Genomic DNA, 18,134 nt, shown 5'->3' on the forward strand with positions numbered 1-18,134 from the left:
TCAGAAGATTGGAATTGCGGGAGTCTTGCGCCGCGTCAGGACTGATCCGTCAGCAGGTGACTCTCGAACCTGACAATATTAGCAAACTCCGCAGGATCGAGGCTTGCCCCGCCGACCAACACGCCGTCGACGTCCGGCTCATTCAGGATAGCGGCCACGTTGCTGGCCTTGACCGAACCGCCGTAGAGCAGCCGGATCTTTGCGGCAGCATCGTCGCCGAAGATGGTGGCCAGCTCGGCCCGGATGGCTGCACACAGTTCCTGGGCATCTTCCGGACCGGCTACTTCGCCGGTGCCGATGGCCCACACGGGCTCATAGGCAACAACCAGCTCGGCTGCCTGCTCCGCGGTGAGTCCGGCGACGCCAGCGCGGAGCTGCTTGAGGGTGTGCTCCACGTGGGTTCCGGCCTGGCGGATTTCGAGTCCTTCTCCAACGCATAGCACCGGGGTCACGCCGTGCTTGTACGCTGCCTTGACCTTGGCGTTGAGCACTTCGTCCGACTCATGGTGGATGGTGCGGCGTTCGCTGTGGCCTACCAGGACGTACTTGCAGCCCAGCTTGCCGAGGAACTGGCCGGAAATATCTCCGGTATAGGCTCCGGAGTCGAACTGGGACAGATCCTGGCCACCATAGGCAATGTCCAGCTCATCACCCTGGACCAGGGTCTGCACACCGCGAAGATCGGTGAATGGCGGAAAGACGGCAACCTCGACCCGGTTGTAGTCGTGCTTGGCATCGGACAGGGTCCAGGCCAGCTTCTGCAGGAGGGTGATGCCCTGGACATGGTCCATGTTCATCTTCCAGTTGCCTGCGATGAAGGGCGTGCGGTCAAAAGCGCCGTTCGTTGACGTAGTCACGTGTTCTCCAAAAGTTCTTGATATGTGTGCGGCCGGCAGGGTGCCCGCGGGCACCCTGCCGGCCGGAGGACTTAGCAGTCCAGGTATCTAGCGGTCCAGGACACTCAGACCCGGGAGTTCCTTGCCTTCAAGGTACTCCAGGCTGGCGCCGCCGCCCGTGGAAATGTGGCCGAACTGGTCATCGGCGAAACCCAGCGTGCGCACAGCGGCGGCCGAGTCCCCGCCGCCCACAACGGTGAACGCATCAGCCTCGGTCAGGGCCTGCGCAACTGCACGGGTACCGCCGGAGAACGCCTCGAACTCAAAGACCCCCATGGGACCGTTCCAGAACACCGTCTTGGCACCCTTGATCCGGTCCGCAAAGGCCGCTGCCGAGTCGGGGCCGATGTCCAGGCCGATGCCCTGCGCCCCGAAACTGCTGCCTTCGATGGCTTCCGCCGGGACAGTTTCATGCGCGGCGTCGGCAGCGAACTTCTCTGCCACGACGACGTCGGTGGGGACAATGAACTCCGTACCGGCGGCTGCCGCACGCTGGAGGTAGTCCTGGACCACCGGGATCTGGTCCTCTTCCAGGAGGCTGCCGGCCACTTTGTGGCCTTCTGCTGCCAGGAAGGTGAAGAGCATGCCGCCGCCCACCAGGATGGTGTCCGCTTTGCCGATGAGGTTGTCGATGACCGCCAGCTTGTCGGAGACCTTCGAGCCGCCGAGCACCACCACGTAGGGGCGCTGGGTGTCAGCCGTCAGCTTCCGCAGCACCTCCACTTCGGTATGGACCAGGTCGCCCTGGTAGGACGGGAGCCTGGTGGCGACGTCGTAAACACTCGCGTGCTTGCGGTGGACCGCACCGAACGCGTCATCCACGAAAGCGCCGTTGCTGCCCGTCAGGGCCACCAGCTCTTCAGCGAATTCGGCGCGCTTCGCGTCGTCCTTGCTGGTCTCGCGGGCATCGAACCGCACGTTCTCCAGAACGAGCGCTTCGCCGTCCTGCAGTGAGGCAGCGAGATCCTTGGCGGAACTGCCAACGGTGTCCCCTGCGAGAACCACCTTGAAGCTGGCGAGTTCTGCCAGCCGCGAAACCGCAGGCTTCAGGGAGTATTTTTCCTCCGGAGCGCCCTTGGGGCGTCCGAGGTGGGCTGTTACCAGCACGCGGGCACCGGCGTCCGTGAGCTTTCCCAGCACTGGCAGGGAGGCCTTGATGCGGCCGTCGTCAGTCACTGTAGAGCCGTCGAGCGGCACATTCAGGTCACTTCTGACAAGAATGTACCGCCCGCGGACACCTTCAGCGATCAGTTCGTTGAGGGTGTGAAATGTCATGTGTCTAACCCTAGCCCAGCTTGGATGCGACGAGCTCCGTCAGGTCCACCAGGCGGTTGGAGTAGCCCCATTCGTTGTCATACCAGGAAACAACCTTGACCTGGTTGCCGATGACCTTGGTCAGGCCGGAGTCAAAGATCGACGACGCCGGGTCACCCACGATGTCGGAGGAGACGATGGGGGCGTCCGTGTACGTGAGGATTCCCTGGAACTCGTCCGACTCTGCGGCCTTCTTCAGGGCAGCGTTGACTTCCTCCACGGTGGTCTCGCGTGAGACGTTCACGGTGAGGTCGGTGGCGGAGCCGGTGGGCACGGGAACCCGGATGGCGTAGCCGTCCAGCTTGCCCTTGAGCTCGGGCAGGACCAGGCCGATTGCCTTGGCCGCACCGGTGGAGGTGGGGACCATGTTGATGGCTGCGGCGCGGGCGCGGCGGAGGTCGTTGTGCGGGCCGTCCTGGAGGTTCTGGTCCGCGGTGTAGGCGTGGATGGTGGTCATCAGGCCGCGTTCGATGCCGAAGGTGTCGTTGATGACCTTGGCCAACGGGCCGAGGCAGTTGGTGGTGCAGGACGCGTTGGAGATGATGTGGTGCGCCGAGGAGTCATACAGTTCGTGGTTGACACCCATCACGATGGTGATGTCCTCATCTGAGGCCGGAGCAGAAATCAGGACCTTCTTGGCGCCTGCGTCGATGTGCTTCCGGGCGGCGGCAGCCTTGGTGAAGAAACCTGTGGACTCGATGACGATGTCAACGCCGAGATCGGCCCAGGGGAGGTTGGCCGGATCGCGCTCGGCGAGGACCTTGATGATGTTGCCGTCGACGACGATGTTGCCGTCCTTGACCTCAACGGTTTCCTTCAGGCGGCCGCCCACGGAGTCGTACTTGAGCAGGTGGGCCAGGGCCTCGGGGCTGGTGAGATCGTTGACGGCAACGATCTCAAGGTCCGCGCCCTGTGCGAGTGCTGCGCGGAAGTAGTTGCGGCCGATGCGGCCAAAGCCGTTGATACCAATACGGGTCGTCACTTTTTAGTCTCCTTGGTGCTTGTCAAAGCACAAACTAGTTCAGCAGGCGTTCAAGCCAACTAACAGATCCCGCACGCCATTGGGCAGAGATGATTTACAGATCGGAGGGCGACCAGCCACGTTGCTGAAGGCTAACCGCCTTCCGTGACCTATCTTACGTTTAACTGGGTCTGCCCCCGCAAGTGCGAGGGCAGACGGTCCACATTCCGGCCCAAATGCAGCCAAATGTGAGGTTTGTTACACGCGGGTGTACCGCAGGTTACTACGCCAGCGTGATGAGGCCCGTGGCGTTGGAGCGGGCAGCATCGAAGCGCTTGGCAACATCTGCCCAGTTGACGATGTTCCAGAATGCCTTGACGTAATCCGCTTTGACGTTCACGTAGTCCAGGTAGAAAGCGTGCTCCCACATGTCCAGCATCAGCAGCGGGGTGGTACCGAGCGCCACGTTGCCCTGCTGGTCGTAGAGCTGCTCGATGACCAGGTTGCCGCCGATGGGCTCGTAGGCCAGGAAGCCCCAGCCGGATCCCTGCAGGCCAAGGGCGGCTGCGGAGAACTGGGCGCGGAAGGCGTCAAAGGAACCGAAGGCGTCATCGATGGCCGCGGCCAGCTCACCCTCGGGCTTGTCGCCACCGTCCGGGGACAGGTTGTTCCAGAACACCGAGTGGTTGACGTGACCGCCGGTGTGGAAGGCGAGGTCCTTCGAAAGGCGGTTGATGTTGGCGAAGTCGCCCTTGTCGCGTGCGTCGGCCAGCTGGGCCAGGGCGTTGTTCGCGCCCGTTACGTAGGCTGCATGGTGCTTGCTGTGGTGCAGCTCCATGATCCGCGCCGAAATGTGCGGCTCAAGCGCTGCGTAGTCGTAGGTGAGTTCTGGCAATACATACTCGGTCACAAAATCCTCCAATGTCGTGGACGGTCTGTCCGGTTGGTAACTCTCGGATTGTGCATCCGGATGACGGGCATCCGGAAGATTGCTGTGGCAGATAACACCGGCGGCTGGGCCGCTCCCCCGGGCATAACCAACAGCCCGCGGCAGGTATTTCCGTCACATGGTCTGATTCTAGGGGCGCTGTTACTCGTCCAGCATTTCCGGCGTCACATTGGCGTCTGTGCCGGGGATCCCCAGGTCAAGGGCCCTTTTGTCCGCCATGGCCAACAGCCGGCGGATACGGCCGGCGATGGCGTCCTTCGTCATCACAGGATCGGCCAGGCGCCCCAACTCATCCAGGCTTGCCTGCTTGTGGGCCACACGCAGTTCGCCGGCATATTTGAGGTGGTCGGGGACGTCATCGCCCAGAATCTCAAGGGCGCGGTCGACGCGCGCGCCCGCGGCGACGGCTGCCTGGGCGGAACGCCGCAGGTTGGCGTCGTCAAAGTTTGCAAGCCGGTTGGCCGTGGCACGGACCTCCTTGCGCATCCTGCGTTCTTCCCAGACCATGAGGGCATCATGGGCACCCATGCGGGTCAGCAGCGCCGCGATGGTGTCGCCGTCGCGGATCACCACACGGTCCACTCCCCTGACCTCCCGGGCTTTGGCCTGGATGCCAAGCCGGCGGGCCGCCCCCACGAGGGCAAGCGCGGACTCGGGCCCGGGGCAGGTGACCTCCAGCGACGAGGAACGGCCCGGCTCCGTGAGCGATCCATGGGACAGGAAAGCGCCGCGCCAGACCGCCTCCGCATCAGCGGCAGAGCCGTTAACGACTGCCGAGGGGAGACCGCGGACAGGCCGGCCGCGGCCATCGAGCAGTCCTGTCTGCCGCGCCAAGGCTTCGCCGTCGCGGACCACGCGGACCACGTAGCGGCTCCCGCGGCGGAGCCCTCCCCCGGAGACCACGATAATTTCGCTCTGGTGGCCGTAGACTTCCGCAATTGCGGCCCTCAGGCGGCGCGCGGTGGATGCCAGATCCACTTCGGCTTCAATCACGATCCGGCCCGAGATGATGTGCAGGCCGCCCGCGAACCGGAGCATTGAGGAGACTTCAGCCTTGCGCACTGATGACTTCTTGATGTCCAGACGGGACAGTTCTTCCTTGACCGATGATGTCAGTGCCATGGCACCTTCCTAACTGTTCCCGAAAATGTCGTGGTACGCCGCTGCCAGACGCAGTGGGTCATGGACGGGTCGGCGGCCCGACGCCCCTACTTTACCCAAGACAACCTCGGCACCGATCATCCCCGCTGCCTTCTCGAACTCCGGCCGATCAGGAACGGACGCCGGGTCCGCAAGGACGACATCGACGCTGAAGTCCGGCGCGTAACGACGCAGGGCATGGAGATGGTCTGCGGCAGACATGCCGGTGGTCTCCTTCGTGTCTGTGGCCAGGTTCATGGTCAGGCAGCGTTTCGCGGGGGTGCTGCACAGGGCCAGCCGCATTTCGGGCAGCAGCAGATGCGGCAGCACGGAGGTGTACCAGGAGCCCGGGCCCAGGATGACCCAGTCGGCCAGCTCGATGGCCGACAGGGCCTCGACACAGGCTGGCGCGGCTTCGGGCAGCAATCGGACGTGTTCGAGCGAACCGGCAACAGCGCACCGCGCCTGGCCCCGGACCGTCTGGAGTGCGGACGTGCCATCGGGCGCGCTGACCCGGATGTCGCCTTCGATGGTGAGCGGCACCGTGGACATCGGCAGCACCTGGCCGCGCGCGCCCAGCAGTGCGCCGGCCCATTTGAGCCCTGCCACGGTGTCTCCGAGCAGTTCCCAGAGCGTCACGATGAGCAGGTTTCCCATCGCATGCTCGTCCAGTGAGCCCCCGCGCCCCTTGCCGGGCCGGAACCGGTGCTGCATCACGTCGCGCCAGGTGCGGCCCCAGTCGGTGTCATCGCACAACGCGGACAGAGCCATGCGCAGGTCACCGGGCGGAAGGACACCGTACTCTTCACGCAGACGCCCGGATGAGCCGCCGTCGTCCGCCACCGTCACAATGGCGGTGAGCTCCGACGAGAGCAGCCTCAGGGCTGAGAGGGAAGCGGACAGCCCGTGCCCGCCGCCCAGAGCGACAACGTTGGGGCCCTTGTCCTGCTGGCCGCCTCCCGTCCCTCCCGAAGGCGGTATCAACGGCAGCGGCCCCGTAAGCAACCCCATTATTCGCGGCCCAGATCCCGGTGGGTGGTGGTGACGGTGACCCTGGGATATTGGGACAGTTTCTTGGAAAGTTCGACTGCGACGGCCACGGAACGGTGCTTCCCGCCGGTGCAGCCCACGGCGATCGTGGCGTAATGCTTGTTTTCACGCCGGTAACCGTCCAGGACGGGCTCCAGCGCCAGCACGTAGCGGTCCACGAAGTTCTTCACACCTTCGGCCTCAAGGACGTACTCGCTGACATCCTTGTCCAGGCCAGTGTGCGGGCGCAGCTGGGGTACCCAGTGGGGATTGGGGATGAAGCGGACGTCCGCCACGTAGTTGGAATCCACCGGCAGGCCGTATTTGAAGCCGAAACTCATGACATTCAGGCGGAGGGCCACGGGGCCGGTTTCACTGAACAGCTCGGTGATGGCTGTGGCCAGGCCATGGACGTTGAAGTCGGAGGTATCCAGTACGACGTCGGCGCTGTCCCGGAGCTCTGTAAGCACTTCACGCTCGGCTGCTATGCCGTCCAGGATGCGGCCGCCTTCCTGGAGGGGATGGGGCCGTCGGCCCTGTTCGAAGCGGCGGACCAGGACGTCGTCGTTGGCGTCAAGGAACAGCACCCGGAACGTGACGCCGCTGGCGGCCAGGGCGCCGAGCGCCGCGCGGATGTCGGCAAACAGGCCCTTGCTGCGCACATCCATCACAACGGCCAGCCGTGGAATGGACTGCGGCGCGTGGGAGACCAGCTCAGCGAGAGTGCTTAGCATCTGGGGCGGCAGATTTTCCACGACATACCAACCGTGGTCTTCCAGTGCATCCGAGGCGGTGCTCCGTCCCGCACCGGACATTCCGGTGACCACCAGCAGTTCCGCTTCAAGGGGCTTGACCGGCGTCAGCCCGTCCTGCTCCATCCCGGATTCCGCCGTTGAGTCTGCCATCAATTCCGCCCCGTTTCTGTCATGGTCCTGAAAAGCAACCGCGTCCGCGGAAACCCCGTTCCTTACCCTAGCTAAGTTTCAAGGATTTCGCCGGTGGTCATGTTCACTGCGGGGGCCAGGTCGGCTGCCTCGGCGGCCTGGGCGTCGGAGCTGAAGTGGGTCACGATGGCGCCCGCGAGTGCGGGGCCTATGCCTTTGGCTGCAGAAAGCTCAGTTGCGGACGCTGCCTTGACCCCCTTGAGGGACCCGAAGTGGGCGAGCAGCGCTTTGCGCTTCGACTCGCCCAGCCCGGGCACGCCGTCCAGCGCGGATACCGTCATGGCCTTGCCGCGCTTCTGGCGATGGAAAGTGATGGCAAAGCGGTGGGCCTCATCGCGGATCCGCTGCAGGAGGTAGAGTCCTTGCGATGTCCTGGGCAGGATGACCGGGAAGTCGCTGTCCGGCAGCCAGACTTCCTCGAGCCGTTTAGCCAGGCCTACAACGTAGACATCGTCGATGCCGAGGTCGGCCAGGGCCCGGGCGGCCGCGTTGACCTGCGGTTTGCCGCCGTCCACCACCACGAGGTTTGGCGGGTAGGCGAATTTCGTCCGCGGAGCCGGTGTGGTGGTGTCCAGCACCGCCGCATCGGCCGCCGCGGTCAGGGCCGCCTGGTGTCCGGGGAGGGCGGACGCTTCCACCTGCGCCGATTTGTCCTGCAGGTAGTTCCGGAACCTGCGGGTCAGGACATCGTGCATGGCGGCGGTATCGTCCGCCGCGGCTGCCCCGGTGACGGAGAACTTGCGGTAATCGGATTTCTTCGGCAGGCCGTCCTCCACCACCACCATGGATGCCACCACGTTGGTTCCCTGGACGTGGGAGACGTCGAAACATTCGATTCGCAGGAGCGCCACCGGCAGGTCCAGGGCTTCCTGGAGTTCCTGGAGAGCCTGGGACCGGACAGTCAGGTCCCCGGCCCGCCGGGTCTTATGCAGCTTCAGGGCGTGCTCGGCATTCTCACGCACAGTGGACATGAGCGCAGCCTTGTCGCCGCGCTGCGGCACGCGGACGTCCACTTTGGCTCCACGCAGGCCGCCGAGCCACTGCGACAGCTCGGCCGCGTTGCTGGGGGCAACGGGCACCAGCACTTCGCGAGGCAGCCTGGCATCGCTGTCGGCGTCTTCGCCGTAAACCTGCTGAAGGAGGTGTTCTACGAGGTCAGGAGTAGTGGAGTCCTCCACTTTTTCAACAACCCAGCCCCGCTGGCCGCGGACGCGGCCGCCACGCACGTGGAACACCTGCACGGCGGCCTCGAGTTCGTCTTCATGCAAAGCGAAAATGTCGGCATCCGTGTCCTCAGCAAGCACCACGGCGTTGCGCTCGAACACTTTCCGCATCGCCGCGATATCGTCCCGGAGCCGGGCTGCGCGCTCATAGTCGAGGGCTGCAACAGCCTGGGCCATCTGCTTTTCGAGTTTGGAGATGAAGCGCTTGGCCTCGCCGCCCATGAAGGCGCAGAAATCCTCCGCCAATGCACGGTGCTCCTCTGGGGTAACGCGTCCAACGCAGGGAGCAGAGCACTTGTCAATGTAGCCGAGGAGGCAGGGCCTGCCGCTGGCCTGTGCACGTTTGAGGACCCCGGCGCTGCAGCTCCGGACGGGGAAGACCCGCAGCAGCGTATCCATGGTTTCCCGGATGGCGCCGGCGGTGTAGGGGCCGAAATACCGCGTACCCTTCCTGCGGTCCCCGCGCATGACCTGGACCCGCGGGAACTTTTCGCTCATCGTCAGGGCCAGGTAGGGATACGTCTTGTCGTCGCGGAAGACGACGTTGAAGCGGGGTTTGAATTCCTTGATCCAGGTGTATTCGAGCTGCAGGGACTCCAGCTCGCTGCCCACCACGGTCCACTCCACGCTGCTGGCGGCGTGGACCATCGCGTGGGTTTTGGGCAGCAGGCCGGCAGGGTTCGCGAAATAGGAATTCAGGCGTGAGCGGAGGCTCTTTGCTTTGCCTACGTAGATGACCCGTCCATGGGGATCGCGGAACCTGTATACCCCGGGGTTAGTGGGAATCTCACCCGTCTGGGGCCTGTAACTTGCTGGATCTGCCACACTTCCAGTCTACTGAGGCCACGGGGGCGCCAGTGCCACCAAGGACTGGAACGTGCATCACCTGCACTGCGGCCTGACGGCAGGCGCCCGGTTACTCCGCGGCCTTGCTCTGGTTGTAGCTCGTGGAGCGATCCTGGCCGCTGAGTTCCGCGATGGCGTCCATGATGCGGTCCGTCACCTGCCGCCTGGCCGGAAGTGAATGGTCCGGGCCGGTCTTTTCGAAGTACAGCGGTTCGCCCACCTTCATGGTGAAATGCTGCGGCTTGAAGCCCTTCTCCCCTGCAGGCTGCAGGTTCTCCGTGCCGATCAGGCCCACCGGGACCACCGGGGCTCCGGTGGTCAGCGCCAGCCAGCCCACGCCTGTTCGGCCACGGTACAGGATGCCGTCCCGTGAGCGGGTCCCCTCAGGGTAGATGCCAATGCCCTTGCCGGCCTCCAGGATGTCCAGGAGGGTTTTGAGCGCCTGGACGCTGGCCGCCTGTTCACCGCGCTCCACCGGAATTGAGCCTACGGACTCGAAGAAGGACTTCATGACCCGGCCCTTGATGCCGCCCGTAGTGAAGTATTCCGCCTTGGCGAAGAAGGCCACCGGACGGGGCATAAGGGCCTGCACGATGACGCTGTCAAAAAAGGAAAGATGATTGGGCGCGACGATATAGGGACCGTCCTTGGGCACGTTCTCAAGGCCGATGACCGTAGGCCGGCAGGAGCCTGAGATCAGAGTCCGGGTGGACCAGCGGACAGCATCAAACAGTGCCATCGTTTTGCACCTCGCTCATGGCCGCGGCGTGGATGGCTTCCAACCGTTCGACGGCGGCCACCAGGTCAGGCGCAGTATCCACCACAGTAATTGCCCCGGCGTCCTGCAGTTCCCCATCGGGAGCGAAACCCCAGCTCACGCCGATGCAGTCCAGTCCGTTGGCAATGGCGCCTGCAACATCCTGCGCGCGGTCCCCCACCATGACGGCGTGATGGGTGGAGAGATCCCGCAGCGCGGCGGCAATGATGCCTGTCTTCCCCACCGGGCCGGCCGCAGCGGCGGACTCATCGTCTGCGGAACCCCTGATGAACTGGAACCGGCCTGCAATTCCGTGGTGCTCAAGCACCGTCTGTGCCAGTCCCTGCGGCTTCTGGGTGGCAACGGCCACCGGCCGGCCTGCCGCCGCGAAGCTGTCCAGCACGTCCATGATTCCCGGGTACAGCCGTCCCTGGCCGATGCCGGTGGCCATGTAGTACTGCCGGTAGAGGAGGATGACGTCACCGATCATGTCCGCCGGAACCATGGCGACGTTCTGGAGGGAATCGCTCAGTTTCGGGCCGATCATCGCATCCAGCAGGTCCTGGCCGGGAACGGGGAGCCCCAACTCGGTAAGGGCAGCTGCAATTCCGTCTGTTATTCCGCCGGCAGGATCGACAAGAGTGCCGTCCAGGTCGAAGATCACGGGCACTGTTGTTTGAGTCACCGGCTTAGTTTCTCACGACACCACTCAAGCCCGAAACTCGCATACCCGTCAGGGAATACTTCAGGGAATACTTCGTAGTCCCCTCAGCCCGTCTAGCCCAGAATCTCGGCAAGGAAGGGTGCGGTGTGGCTTTCCTGGGATTTCGCCACCTGCTCGGGGGTTCCGGTGGCCACGATCTGGCCGCCCCCGGATCCGCCATCCGGACCGAGGTCAACGATCCAGTCAGCACTCTTGATGACATCCAGGTTGTGTTCGATGGTGATCACGGTGTTGCCCTTGTCCACCAGGCTCTGGAGGACCATCAGGAGCTTGCGGATGTCCTCGAAATGCAGGCCGGTGGTGGGCTCGTCGAGAACGTACACGCTGCGTCCGTTGGACCGCTTCTGCAGTTCCGCGGCCAACTTGACGCGCTGGGCCTCTCCACCGGACAGCGTGGTGGCAGGCTGCCCCAGGCGCACATATCCGAGGCCCACATCCACCAGGGTGTTCAGGTGACGGGCGATGGGCGAGAACGCGGCGAAGAATTCCGCGCCTTCTTCGATTGGCATGTTCAGGACGTCGGCGATGGTCTTGCCCTTATAGTGCACTTCAAGGGTCTCGCGGTTGTACCGCGCGCCGTGGCACACCTCGCAGGGCACGTAGACGTCCGGAAGGAAGTTCATCTCGATCTTCAGTGTGCCGTCACCGGAGCAGGCCTCACAGCGCCCGCCCTTGACGTTGAAGGAGAACCGGCCCGGCAGGTAGCCGCGCACCTTCGCCTCGGTGGTCTCGGCGAAGAGCTTGCGGATGTTGTCGAAGACGCCGGTGTACGTGGCAGGGTTGGACCGGGGGGTGCGGCCGATGGGGCTCTGGTCGACGTGGACCACCTTGTCCAGGTGCTCCAGACCCTGGATGGACTTGTGCCGCCCTGCGACCTGCTTGGCGCCGTTGAGCTTGTTGGCCAGCACCTTGTAGAGGATTTCATTGACCAGGGTGGACTTCCCGGAGCCGCTGACACCGGTTACCGCGGTGAACAGGCCGAGCGGGAAGGCGGCATCAACGTTGATCAGGTTGTTCTCCCGGGCGCCCACCACCTTGAGCTCACGCTTTTTGTCATACTTGCGCCGCTTCTTGGGGATCTCGATCTTCCTTCGGCCCGACAGGTAGTCGCCCGTCAGGGAAGCGGTGTTTTCCAGCAGCTCCTTGTAGGAGCCGGAGTGCACCACCTCGCCGCCGTGTTCGCCGGCCCCGGGACCGATGTCCACAATCCAGTCAGCCTCCTGAATGGTGTCTTCATCGTGTTCCACGACTATGAGCGTGTTCCCCATGTCCCTGAGCCGGGTCAGCGTCTCGATCAGCCGGCGGTTGTCACGCTGGTGGAGTCCGATGGAAGGCTCGTCCAGCACATAGAGCACCCCCACGAGACCCGATCCGATCTGCGTGGCGAGCCGGATCCTCTGCGCTTCGCCGCCGGAAAGGGTGGCGGACGGGCGTTCGAGGTTCAGATATTCCAGTCCGACGTCCAGCAGGAAGGTCAACCGGGCCTGGATTTCCTTGAGCACCTGGTGCGCGATCTGGGCCTCGCGTCCGGTCAGCACCAGGTTGTTCAGGAAGTCGGCGCACGCGCGCATGGGCATGGCTGCCACGTTGGCGATGGACTGGCCGTTGATGAGCACGGAGAGCGAGGCGGGGTTCAGCCGCGCACCATTGCAGGCAGGGCAGGGTATCTGCCGCATGTATTCTTCGTAGCGGTCACGGGCTGAGTCCGACTCGGTTTCTCCGTGTTTCCGGTGCACGTACTGGATGACGCCCTCAAAGCCGGTGCTGTACTTGCGCTCCCTGCCGAAGCGGTTGCGGTACTGGACTACAACCTTGTGGTCCTTGCCGTGGAGCACAGTCTGGCGGATGTCACTCTCAAGCTTCTCCCACGGCGTGTCCATGGAGAAGCCAAGTTCTTTCGCGAGGCCCTCCAGCAGCCGGTTCCAGTACTCCGTGGTGGCGGTCCCCAGCGACCAAGGGGCGATGGCGCCTTCCGCCAGCGAACGCTCCTGGTTGGGAATAATAAGTTCCTCGTCCACCTCCAGCCTGGTGCCGATGCCGCTGCAGGCCGCACAGGCACCGAAGGGATTGTTGAAGGAGAATGAGCGGGGCTCGATCTCATCAATGGCCAGGGGATGTTCGTTGGGGCAGGCGAGGTTCTCGGAGAAAGCGCGCAAACGGTGCGGATCGTCGGCGTCGAGGTCCACAAAGTCAGCCAGCACGCGGCCCTCGGCGAGGGAGAGTGCCGTTTCAATCGAATCGGTGAGCCGTTGACTGATGCCTTCCTTGACAACCAGCCGGTCCACCACAACCTCGATGGTGTGCTTGAACTGCTTGCCCAGCTTGGGGGCTTCGCTGAGCTGGATCAGTTCGCCGTCCACCCGGGCACGGGAATATCCCTTGGCCGTCAGCTCCTTGAAGAGGTCCACGAACTCACCCTTGCGCGCGCGGACCACCGGGGCGAGGACCTGGAACCGGGTGCCTTCTTCAAGCTCAAGCAGCTGGTCCACAATCTGCTGCGGCGTCTGCTTGGTCACGGGTTCACCGCAGACAGGGCAATGCGGCCGTCCCACCCTGGCCCAGAGCAGGCGCATGTAGTCATAGATTTCGGTGATGGTACCCACCGTGGAGCGCGGGTTCTTGCTGGTTGACTTCTGGTCGATCGAGACGGCCGGGGACAGTCCCTCAATGAAATCAACGTCTGGCTTATCCACCTGCCCCAAAAACTGCCGGGCGTACGCGGACAGTGACTCAACGTAACGCCGCTGACCTTCAGCAAAGATGGTGTCGAAGGCCAACGAAGATTTTCCGGAGCCGGACAGGCCAGTGAATACGATCATGGCATCACGGGGCAGATCCAGGTCCACATTGCGGAGATTGTGCTCCCGGGCACCTTTGACCACCAGGCGGGACAGGTCCGGACGCGCCGGCTTGGCTGTGGCCGGGGTGGCGGTAACGGGAACGGACTCGACTGATTTTTCTTCAGCTACGGCTTTAGGCACCCACTAATGCTAATCGAAAACTTCTTCGAATTTCCATGCGGCTCCACTAGTCGGCGTCGTAAGCTGCGGCCAGCAGCTGGACCGCCTCGGCGAACGAGGCCCCCTGGGCCCTGGCCGCGGCCGCGTAGGCAGCAGCGGCGACGGACAGGGCGCTCCATCGTTCGTCCCGTGCACAGACCACCGTGCCGTTCCTCCCGCGGGTGGCCACTACGCCGGCCGCCTCAAGTTCCTTGTAGGCCCGGGCTACGGTATGCGGCGCCACGTCCAGCAGCTCCGCAAGTGCCCTGACTGCCGGAAGCCGGGTGCCGGGCGCCAGTGCCCCGCTGTCCGCAAGTTCGATCACATGCAGGCGCAACTGCTCAAACAGCGCCACCGTGCTGGCCTGGTTCGGCTTCCAGGGTCCGGGAAAGCTGTCCCCGGCGCTCATATTCCGGCTTCCAATGCGCCCGGCCGGCCCGCGCGCCCGGCAAACTGCGCGTTGTATAGCCTCGTATAGTGGCCATTGATTGCCAACAGGCTCCGATGGGTTCCCTGCTCCGCGATGCGTCCGTGATCCATGACCAAGATTAGATCAGCGTCGCGGATCGTGGACAAACGGTGGGCAATCACAAAGCTCGTCTTGCCCTCCCGCAGCCGCTGCATGGCCTGGCGGATCAGGACCTCGGTCCGCGAGTCCACAGAGCTGGTGGCCTCATCCAGGATCAGGACGCCCCGCCCCGCGAGCTGCGCCCGCGCGATGGTGATCAGCTGGCGCTGCCCGTGGCTGAGCGGGTCTCCGCCGTTATCCAGCATGGTGTCATAGCCTGCGGGTAGCGACCTGACGAAGTGGTCCACGTGGCTGGCTTCCGCGGCGGCAACGATCTCCGCATCGGTGGCTCCCGGCCTCCCGTATTCGATGTTCTCCCTGATGGTTCCTGCGAACAGCCAGGCATCCTGGAGCACCACGCCGAAGCCTGCACGGAGGGCATCCCTGGGCATTGCTGCGATGTCGATGCCGCCCATGGTGATCCGCCCGGAATCGACTTCATAGAAGCGCATCAGCAGGTTCACGACTGTGGTCTTGCCGGCCCCGGTGTGGCCCACAATTGCCACGGTGCGGCCTGGATCCACGGCGAAGGAAAGGTTCCGGACCACAGGCACGGTCGCCGTGTACCCAAAGGTGACATCCTCAAAGACGATGCGGCCCCCTGCCTCGGCCGCAGACCGCGCACCGCCCGGTTCTGCCGGGATCTCCTCAGCATCCAGGAGCGTGAAGACCCGCCCGGCTGAAGCCACGCAGGACTGGATGACGTTGAGCATGCCGCCGATCTGGCCGACAGGCTGAGTAAAGAGCCTGCTGAACTGGATGAAGGCCTGGATACCACCGATGGTCATGGCTCCGACCGTCACCTGCAAGGCACCCACCACGGCCACGGCAATGTAGTTGAGATTGGCAACAAGGACCATAAGCGGCTGCACCACGCCGGACGAATATTGCGCCTTCGCTGATGCCCGGGCAAGGCGGTCATTGCTGGCTGCGAAAGCTGCCGCTGCCTGTTCCTGGTGCCCGAAGGCCTTAATGACCTCGTGCCCAGTGACGAATTCCTCAACATGAGCGTTCAGCTCACCGGTTTCTGTCCATTGCCGGGCGAATTGTGCTTGGGAGCTGCGGGCCACGAGCATCGTGATCACCATGGATAGCGGTATGGAAACCAGGGCAAGAACGGCCAGGAGCGGAGAAATCCACAGCATCATGGCCAGGGCACCGCAGAGCATAAGGACCGACATAATCAGCTGCGTCAGGACCTGATTGAGCGCCTGCGAGATGTTGTCGATGTCATTGGTGGCCCGGCTGAGGACATCGCCCCGGGACTGTTCCTGGAAATACGTGGAGGGGAGCCGATGCAGCTTGTCCTCCACGGAGGCGCGGAGGCGGTACATGAGGCCGTGCACGGAGCCCGCTGTCAGCGAGCCTTGGACCCAGTTGAACAGCGACGCCCCGACATACATCAGTGCGACCGCTGCCAGGAGGCCCCCCAGCCTCTGCTCGTTGAGGGCGCCCTCCAAAACCCCGTCCACCACAACGTCAGTGGCGTCACCCAAGTACTTCGGAGCAGCGACGTTCAGGCCCGCAAAGCCGCAGGTGGCTGCGATGGCAGCCGCCATCTGCAATCTGAACGGTCGTAGCAGGCCAACCAGGCGCCGGGAGGTGGGCCAGAACATTCCCTCGGCCACATCAGCAGGCGCAGACCCATCGGCAGACAACGGCGCCGTCATAGTGTGTCCTCCAGCGCCAGCTGGGACTCCGCGATTTCCCGGTACGTGGAGGACGTCTCCAGGAGCTCAGTGTGGGTTCCCTGTGCCACCAGGCGGCCGTTATCGAGCACCAGGATGAGGCCGGCGCAGGCGACCGTGGCGATCCGTTCAGCCACAACGATCACCACAGCCCCGCCCAGCGACCCATCCAGTGACGCCCTCAACCGGGACTCGGTATCGTAATCGAGCGCGGAGAAACTGTCGTCAAAAAGGTAGAGGGGGCACCGCCGAAGCAATGCCCGCGCAACGCACAACCGTTGGCGCTGGCCACCGGAGAAATTCGTTCCACCCTGTCCCACCGCCGTCTGCAGTCCCAGAGGCAGTTCGCGGACGAAATCTGCCGCCTGGGCTGTCGCCAGCGCCGCCCACAGCTCGGCATCCGTAGCCGACGGCGCCGCGATCCGCAGGTTGTCGGCGATGGTACCGGTGAACAGGTGCGACCGCTGCGGCACAACCGCCATGTTCCCGCGGAGGAAGTCCAGGGAGACGGAGCGGATGTCACGCCCGCCAAGGGTGATTCGGCCGTCAGTGGAATCCAGGAACCGCGGGACGAGGTTGAGGAGGGTGGTTTTTCCGCTGCCCGTTGAGCCGACGATGGCCGTGGTTGTGCCGGGCAACGCTGTGAAGCTGATGTTCGCCAGCACCGGCGCCTCCGCGCCGGGATAGGAGAAGCTGACATTGTGGAACTCGACGCTTCCGCCGTCGAAAACCGGCCGGGCGGTGCCCGCCGAAGGACGGGAGTCCCGGTCGCGGCCGTTGTCCTGGGCACCGTGCTCATCCCCGCCGTCACGGACTGAGGGCACCGTGTCCAGGACGGCCCGGATCCGTTCCGCGCAGACAGCTGCACGCGGCGCCGTCATCAGCACATACATGGCCATCATGATGGCCAGCAGGATTTGCAGAATGTAGGCGACAAAGGCTGTCAAAGCTCCGATCTTCATCTCCCCGGCCTGGACCCGGTGGCCGCCAAACCAGACGACTGCCACCGACGAGACGTTCACCACAATCATGATCAAAGGCAACATTGCCGCCACCACCAGTGCGGAAGCCAGATTGTTCCGGGTGAGGCCCGCGTTCATCCGGGCGAAGCGGCGGGTCTCGTGGCCCTGCCTGACAAACGCGCGGATCACGCTGGCACCGATGATCTGTTCGCGCAGCACTCCCCCGGTGCGGTCGAGCAGTACCTGCCCTTCCCGGTATAACGGCACCAGGCGCCTGACGATGAGGTACATGATCAGAAGCAGCACCGGCACAATGACGATCACGACGGACGAAAGGACCACATCCTGGTGCAGCGCCAGCAACACACCGCCCACTCCCATGACTGGAGCGGCGGCCAGCATGGTGAACACCAGGACGGCAAAGGACTGGATCTGCTGGGTATCGTTTGTGGCCCGCGTGACCAGGCTCTGGGTGCCGAACGCTGCCACTTCCTGGGAGGAGAGCGCCTGGATCTTCGCGAAGATCTCCGTGCGCAGCTGCCGGCCCAACTTCATGGCCACAACGGCGCCAAGATACCCTGCCGCGATGGCCGCGCCCGCCTGGACAGCGGCGATAGCCGCCATCACCGCGCCCAGCCTCAGGATCACCGGAGTGTCGCCCGCCACGATGCCGTCGTCAATGATGGCTGCGTTGACCGTAGGAAGCAACAGGTTGCCGGCGGTCTGAACCAGCTGCAGGAAGACAATCGCGATCACAGGTGCCTTCTGGCCGGCCAACAGCCGGATCATCATGCCAAAAAGCACCACACCTCCAGGAATCGCTCGGGTGGCCCGTCACGACCGGACTTACCGCCCCCCCCAATAGTCGCTCCGTCATTGTAAGCCACATCACATTGCGTTGCCGGTCACGCCGCATGACACGCGCCGTAGAGGACATAGACCGAATGAAGTTCGACCGTCAGGCCTTCTTTCCCGCCACAGCGAAAATCCGGTGGAACGGAAACACCGTCCCGTGATGCGTCTCCGGGTACTCAGCTTTCAAAGCTGCCGCATACTCTGCTTCGAAGGCCATCGGCATCCAAGGTCCACCACGTGGTGCGGATGGTCGGCGTGAATACGGCCCGTCAGATCGAA

General features: G+C 63.9%; 14 protein-coding genes. All 14 read right to left on the reverse strand.

Annotated features, from left to right (window positions below; genetic code table 11):
- Positions 1–35: 35 nt before the first annotated feature.
- Positions 36–857: a triose-phosphate isomerase gene (gene tpiA / locus QFZ30_RS09030; RefSeq protein ID WP_307075426.1), complete on the reverse strand. Its 822-nt coding sequence runs from the start codon at positions 855–857 to the stop codon at positions 36–38.
- 87 nt (positions 858–944) lie between these two features.
- Positions 945–2,171 carry a phosphoglycerate kinase gene (locus tag QFZ30_RS09035; protein WP_307075427.1) on the reverse strand — a complete coding sequence of 409 codons (1,227 nt, stop codon included), beginning with the start codon at positions 2,169–2,171 and terminating at the stop codon, positions 945–947.
- A 10-nt stretch (positions 2,172–2,181) separates the two neighbouring features.
- The gene (gene gap, locus QFZ30_RS09040; RefSeq protein WP_307075429.1) at positions 2,182–3,192 is read right to left on the reverse strand and encodes a type I glyceraldehyde-3-phosphate dehydrogenase; all 1,011 of its coding nucleotides are present in this window, start codon (positions 3,190–3,192) and stop codon (positions 2,182–2,184) included.
- A 262-nt stretch (positions 3,193–3,454) separates the two neighbouring features.
- Complete coding sequence (locus QFZ30_RS09045; RefSeq protein ID WP_307075431.1) at positions 3,455–4,081, reverse strand: superoxide dismutase; 627 nt, start codon at positions 4,079–4,081, stop codon at positions 3,455–3,457.
- A 180-nt stretch (positions 4,082–4,261) separates the two neighbouring features.
- A complete protein-coding gene (whiA, locus tag QFZ30_RS09050) occupies positions 4,262–5,242 on the reverse strand; it encodes a DNA-binding protein WhiA (protein WP_307075433.1) in 981 nt (326 codons plus the stop codon).
- A 9-nt stretch (positions 5,243–5,251) separates the two neighbouring features.
- Positions 5,252–6,271 carry a gluconeogenesis factor YvcK family protein gene (locus QFZ30_RS09055; RefSeq protein WP_307075435.1) on the reverse strand — a complete coding sequence of 340 codons (1,020 nt, stop codon included), beginning with the start codon at positions 6,269–6,271 and terminating at the stop codon, positions 5,252–5,254.
- Positions 6,271–7,194: an RNase adapter RapZ gene (gene rapZ / locus QFZ30_RS09060; protein ID WP_307075437.1), complete on the reverse strand. Its 924-nt coding sequence runs from the start codon at positions 7,192–7,194 to the stop codon at positions 6,271–6,273. Before rapZ ends, QFZ30_RS09055 begins: the two co-directional genes overlap by 1 nt.
- Positions 7,195–7,265: 71 nt before the next feature.
- Entirely contained in the window at positions 7,266–9,281 is a 2,016-nt protein-coding gene (uvrC, locus tag QFZ30_RS09065) for an excinuclease ABC subunit UvrC (RefSeq protein ID WP_307075439.1), read from the reverse strand.
- 91 nt (positions 9,282–9,372) lie between these two features.
- Positions 9,373–10,041, reverse strand: a complete 669-nt coding sequence (locus QFZ30_RS09070) for a lysophospholipid acyltransferase family protein (RefSeq protein WP_307075441.1) — start codon at positions 10,039–10,041, stop codon at positions 9,373–9,375.
- A complete protein-coding gene (locus tag QFZ30_RS09075; protein WP_307075443.1) occupies positions 10,028–10,744 on the reverse strand; it encodes an HAD hydrolase-like protein in 717 nt (238 codons plus the stop codon). The genes QFZ30_RS09070 and QFZ30_RS09075 overlap by 14 nt, the downstream gene beginning before the upstream one ends.
- Positions 10,745–10,836: 92 nt before the next feature.
- Complete coding sequence (uvrA, locus tag QFZ30_RS09080; protein WP_307075445.1) at positions 10,837–13,764, reverse strand: excinuclease ABC subunit UvrA; 2,928 nt, start codon at positions 13,762–13,764, stop codon at positions 10,837–10,839.
- 46 nt (positions 13,765–13,810) lie between these two features.
- On the reverse strand, positions 13,811–14,191 hold the full coding sequence (locus tag QFZ30_RS09085; protein WP_307075447.1) for a GntR family transcriptional regulator: 381 nt from the start codon (positions 14,189–14,191) through the stop codon (positions 13,811–13,813).
- On the reverse strand, positions 14,188–16,020 hold the full coding sequence (locus tag QFZ30_RS09090) for an ABC transporter ATP-binding protein (RefSeq protein WP_307075449.1): 1,833 nt from the start codon (positions 16,018–16,020) through the stop codon (positions 14,188–14,190). Before QFZ30_RS09090 ends, QFZ30_RS09085 begins: the two co-directional genes overlap by 4 nt.
- Positions 16,017–17,789, reverse strand: coding sequence for an ABC transporter ATP-binding protein (locus QFZ30_RS09095; protein ID WP_373462887.1), 1,773 nt, complete (start codon positions 17,787–17,789; stop codon positions 16,017–16,019). Before QFZ30_RS09095 ends, QFZ30_RS09090 begins: the two co-directional genes overlap by 4 nt.
- Between the last annotated feature and the right edge of the window lie 345 nt (positions 17,790–18,134).

This window comes from Arthrobacter pascens (genome assembly GCF_030815585.1).
In the GTDB taxonomy this organism is placed as follows: Bacteria; Actinomycetota; Actinomycetes; order Actinomycetales; family Micrococcaceae; genus Arthrobacter; species Arthrobacter pascens_A.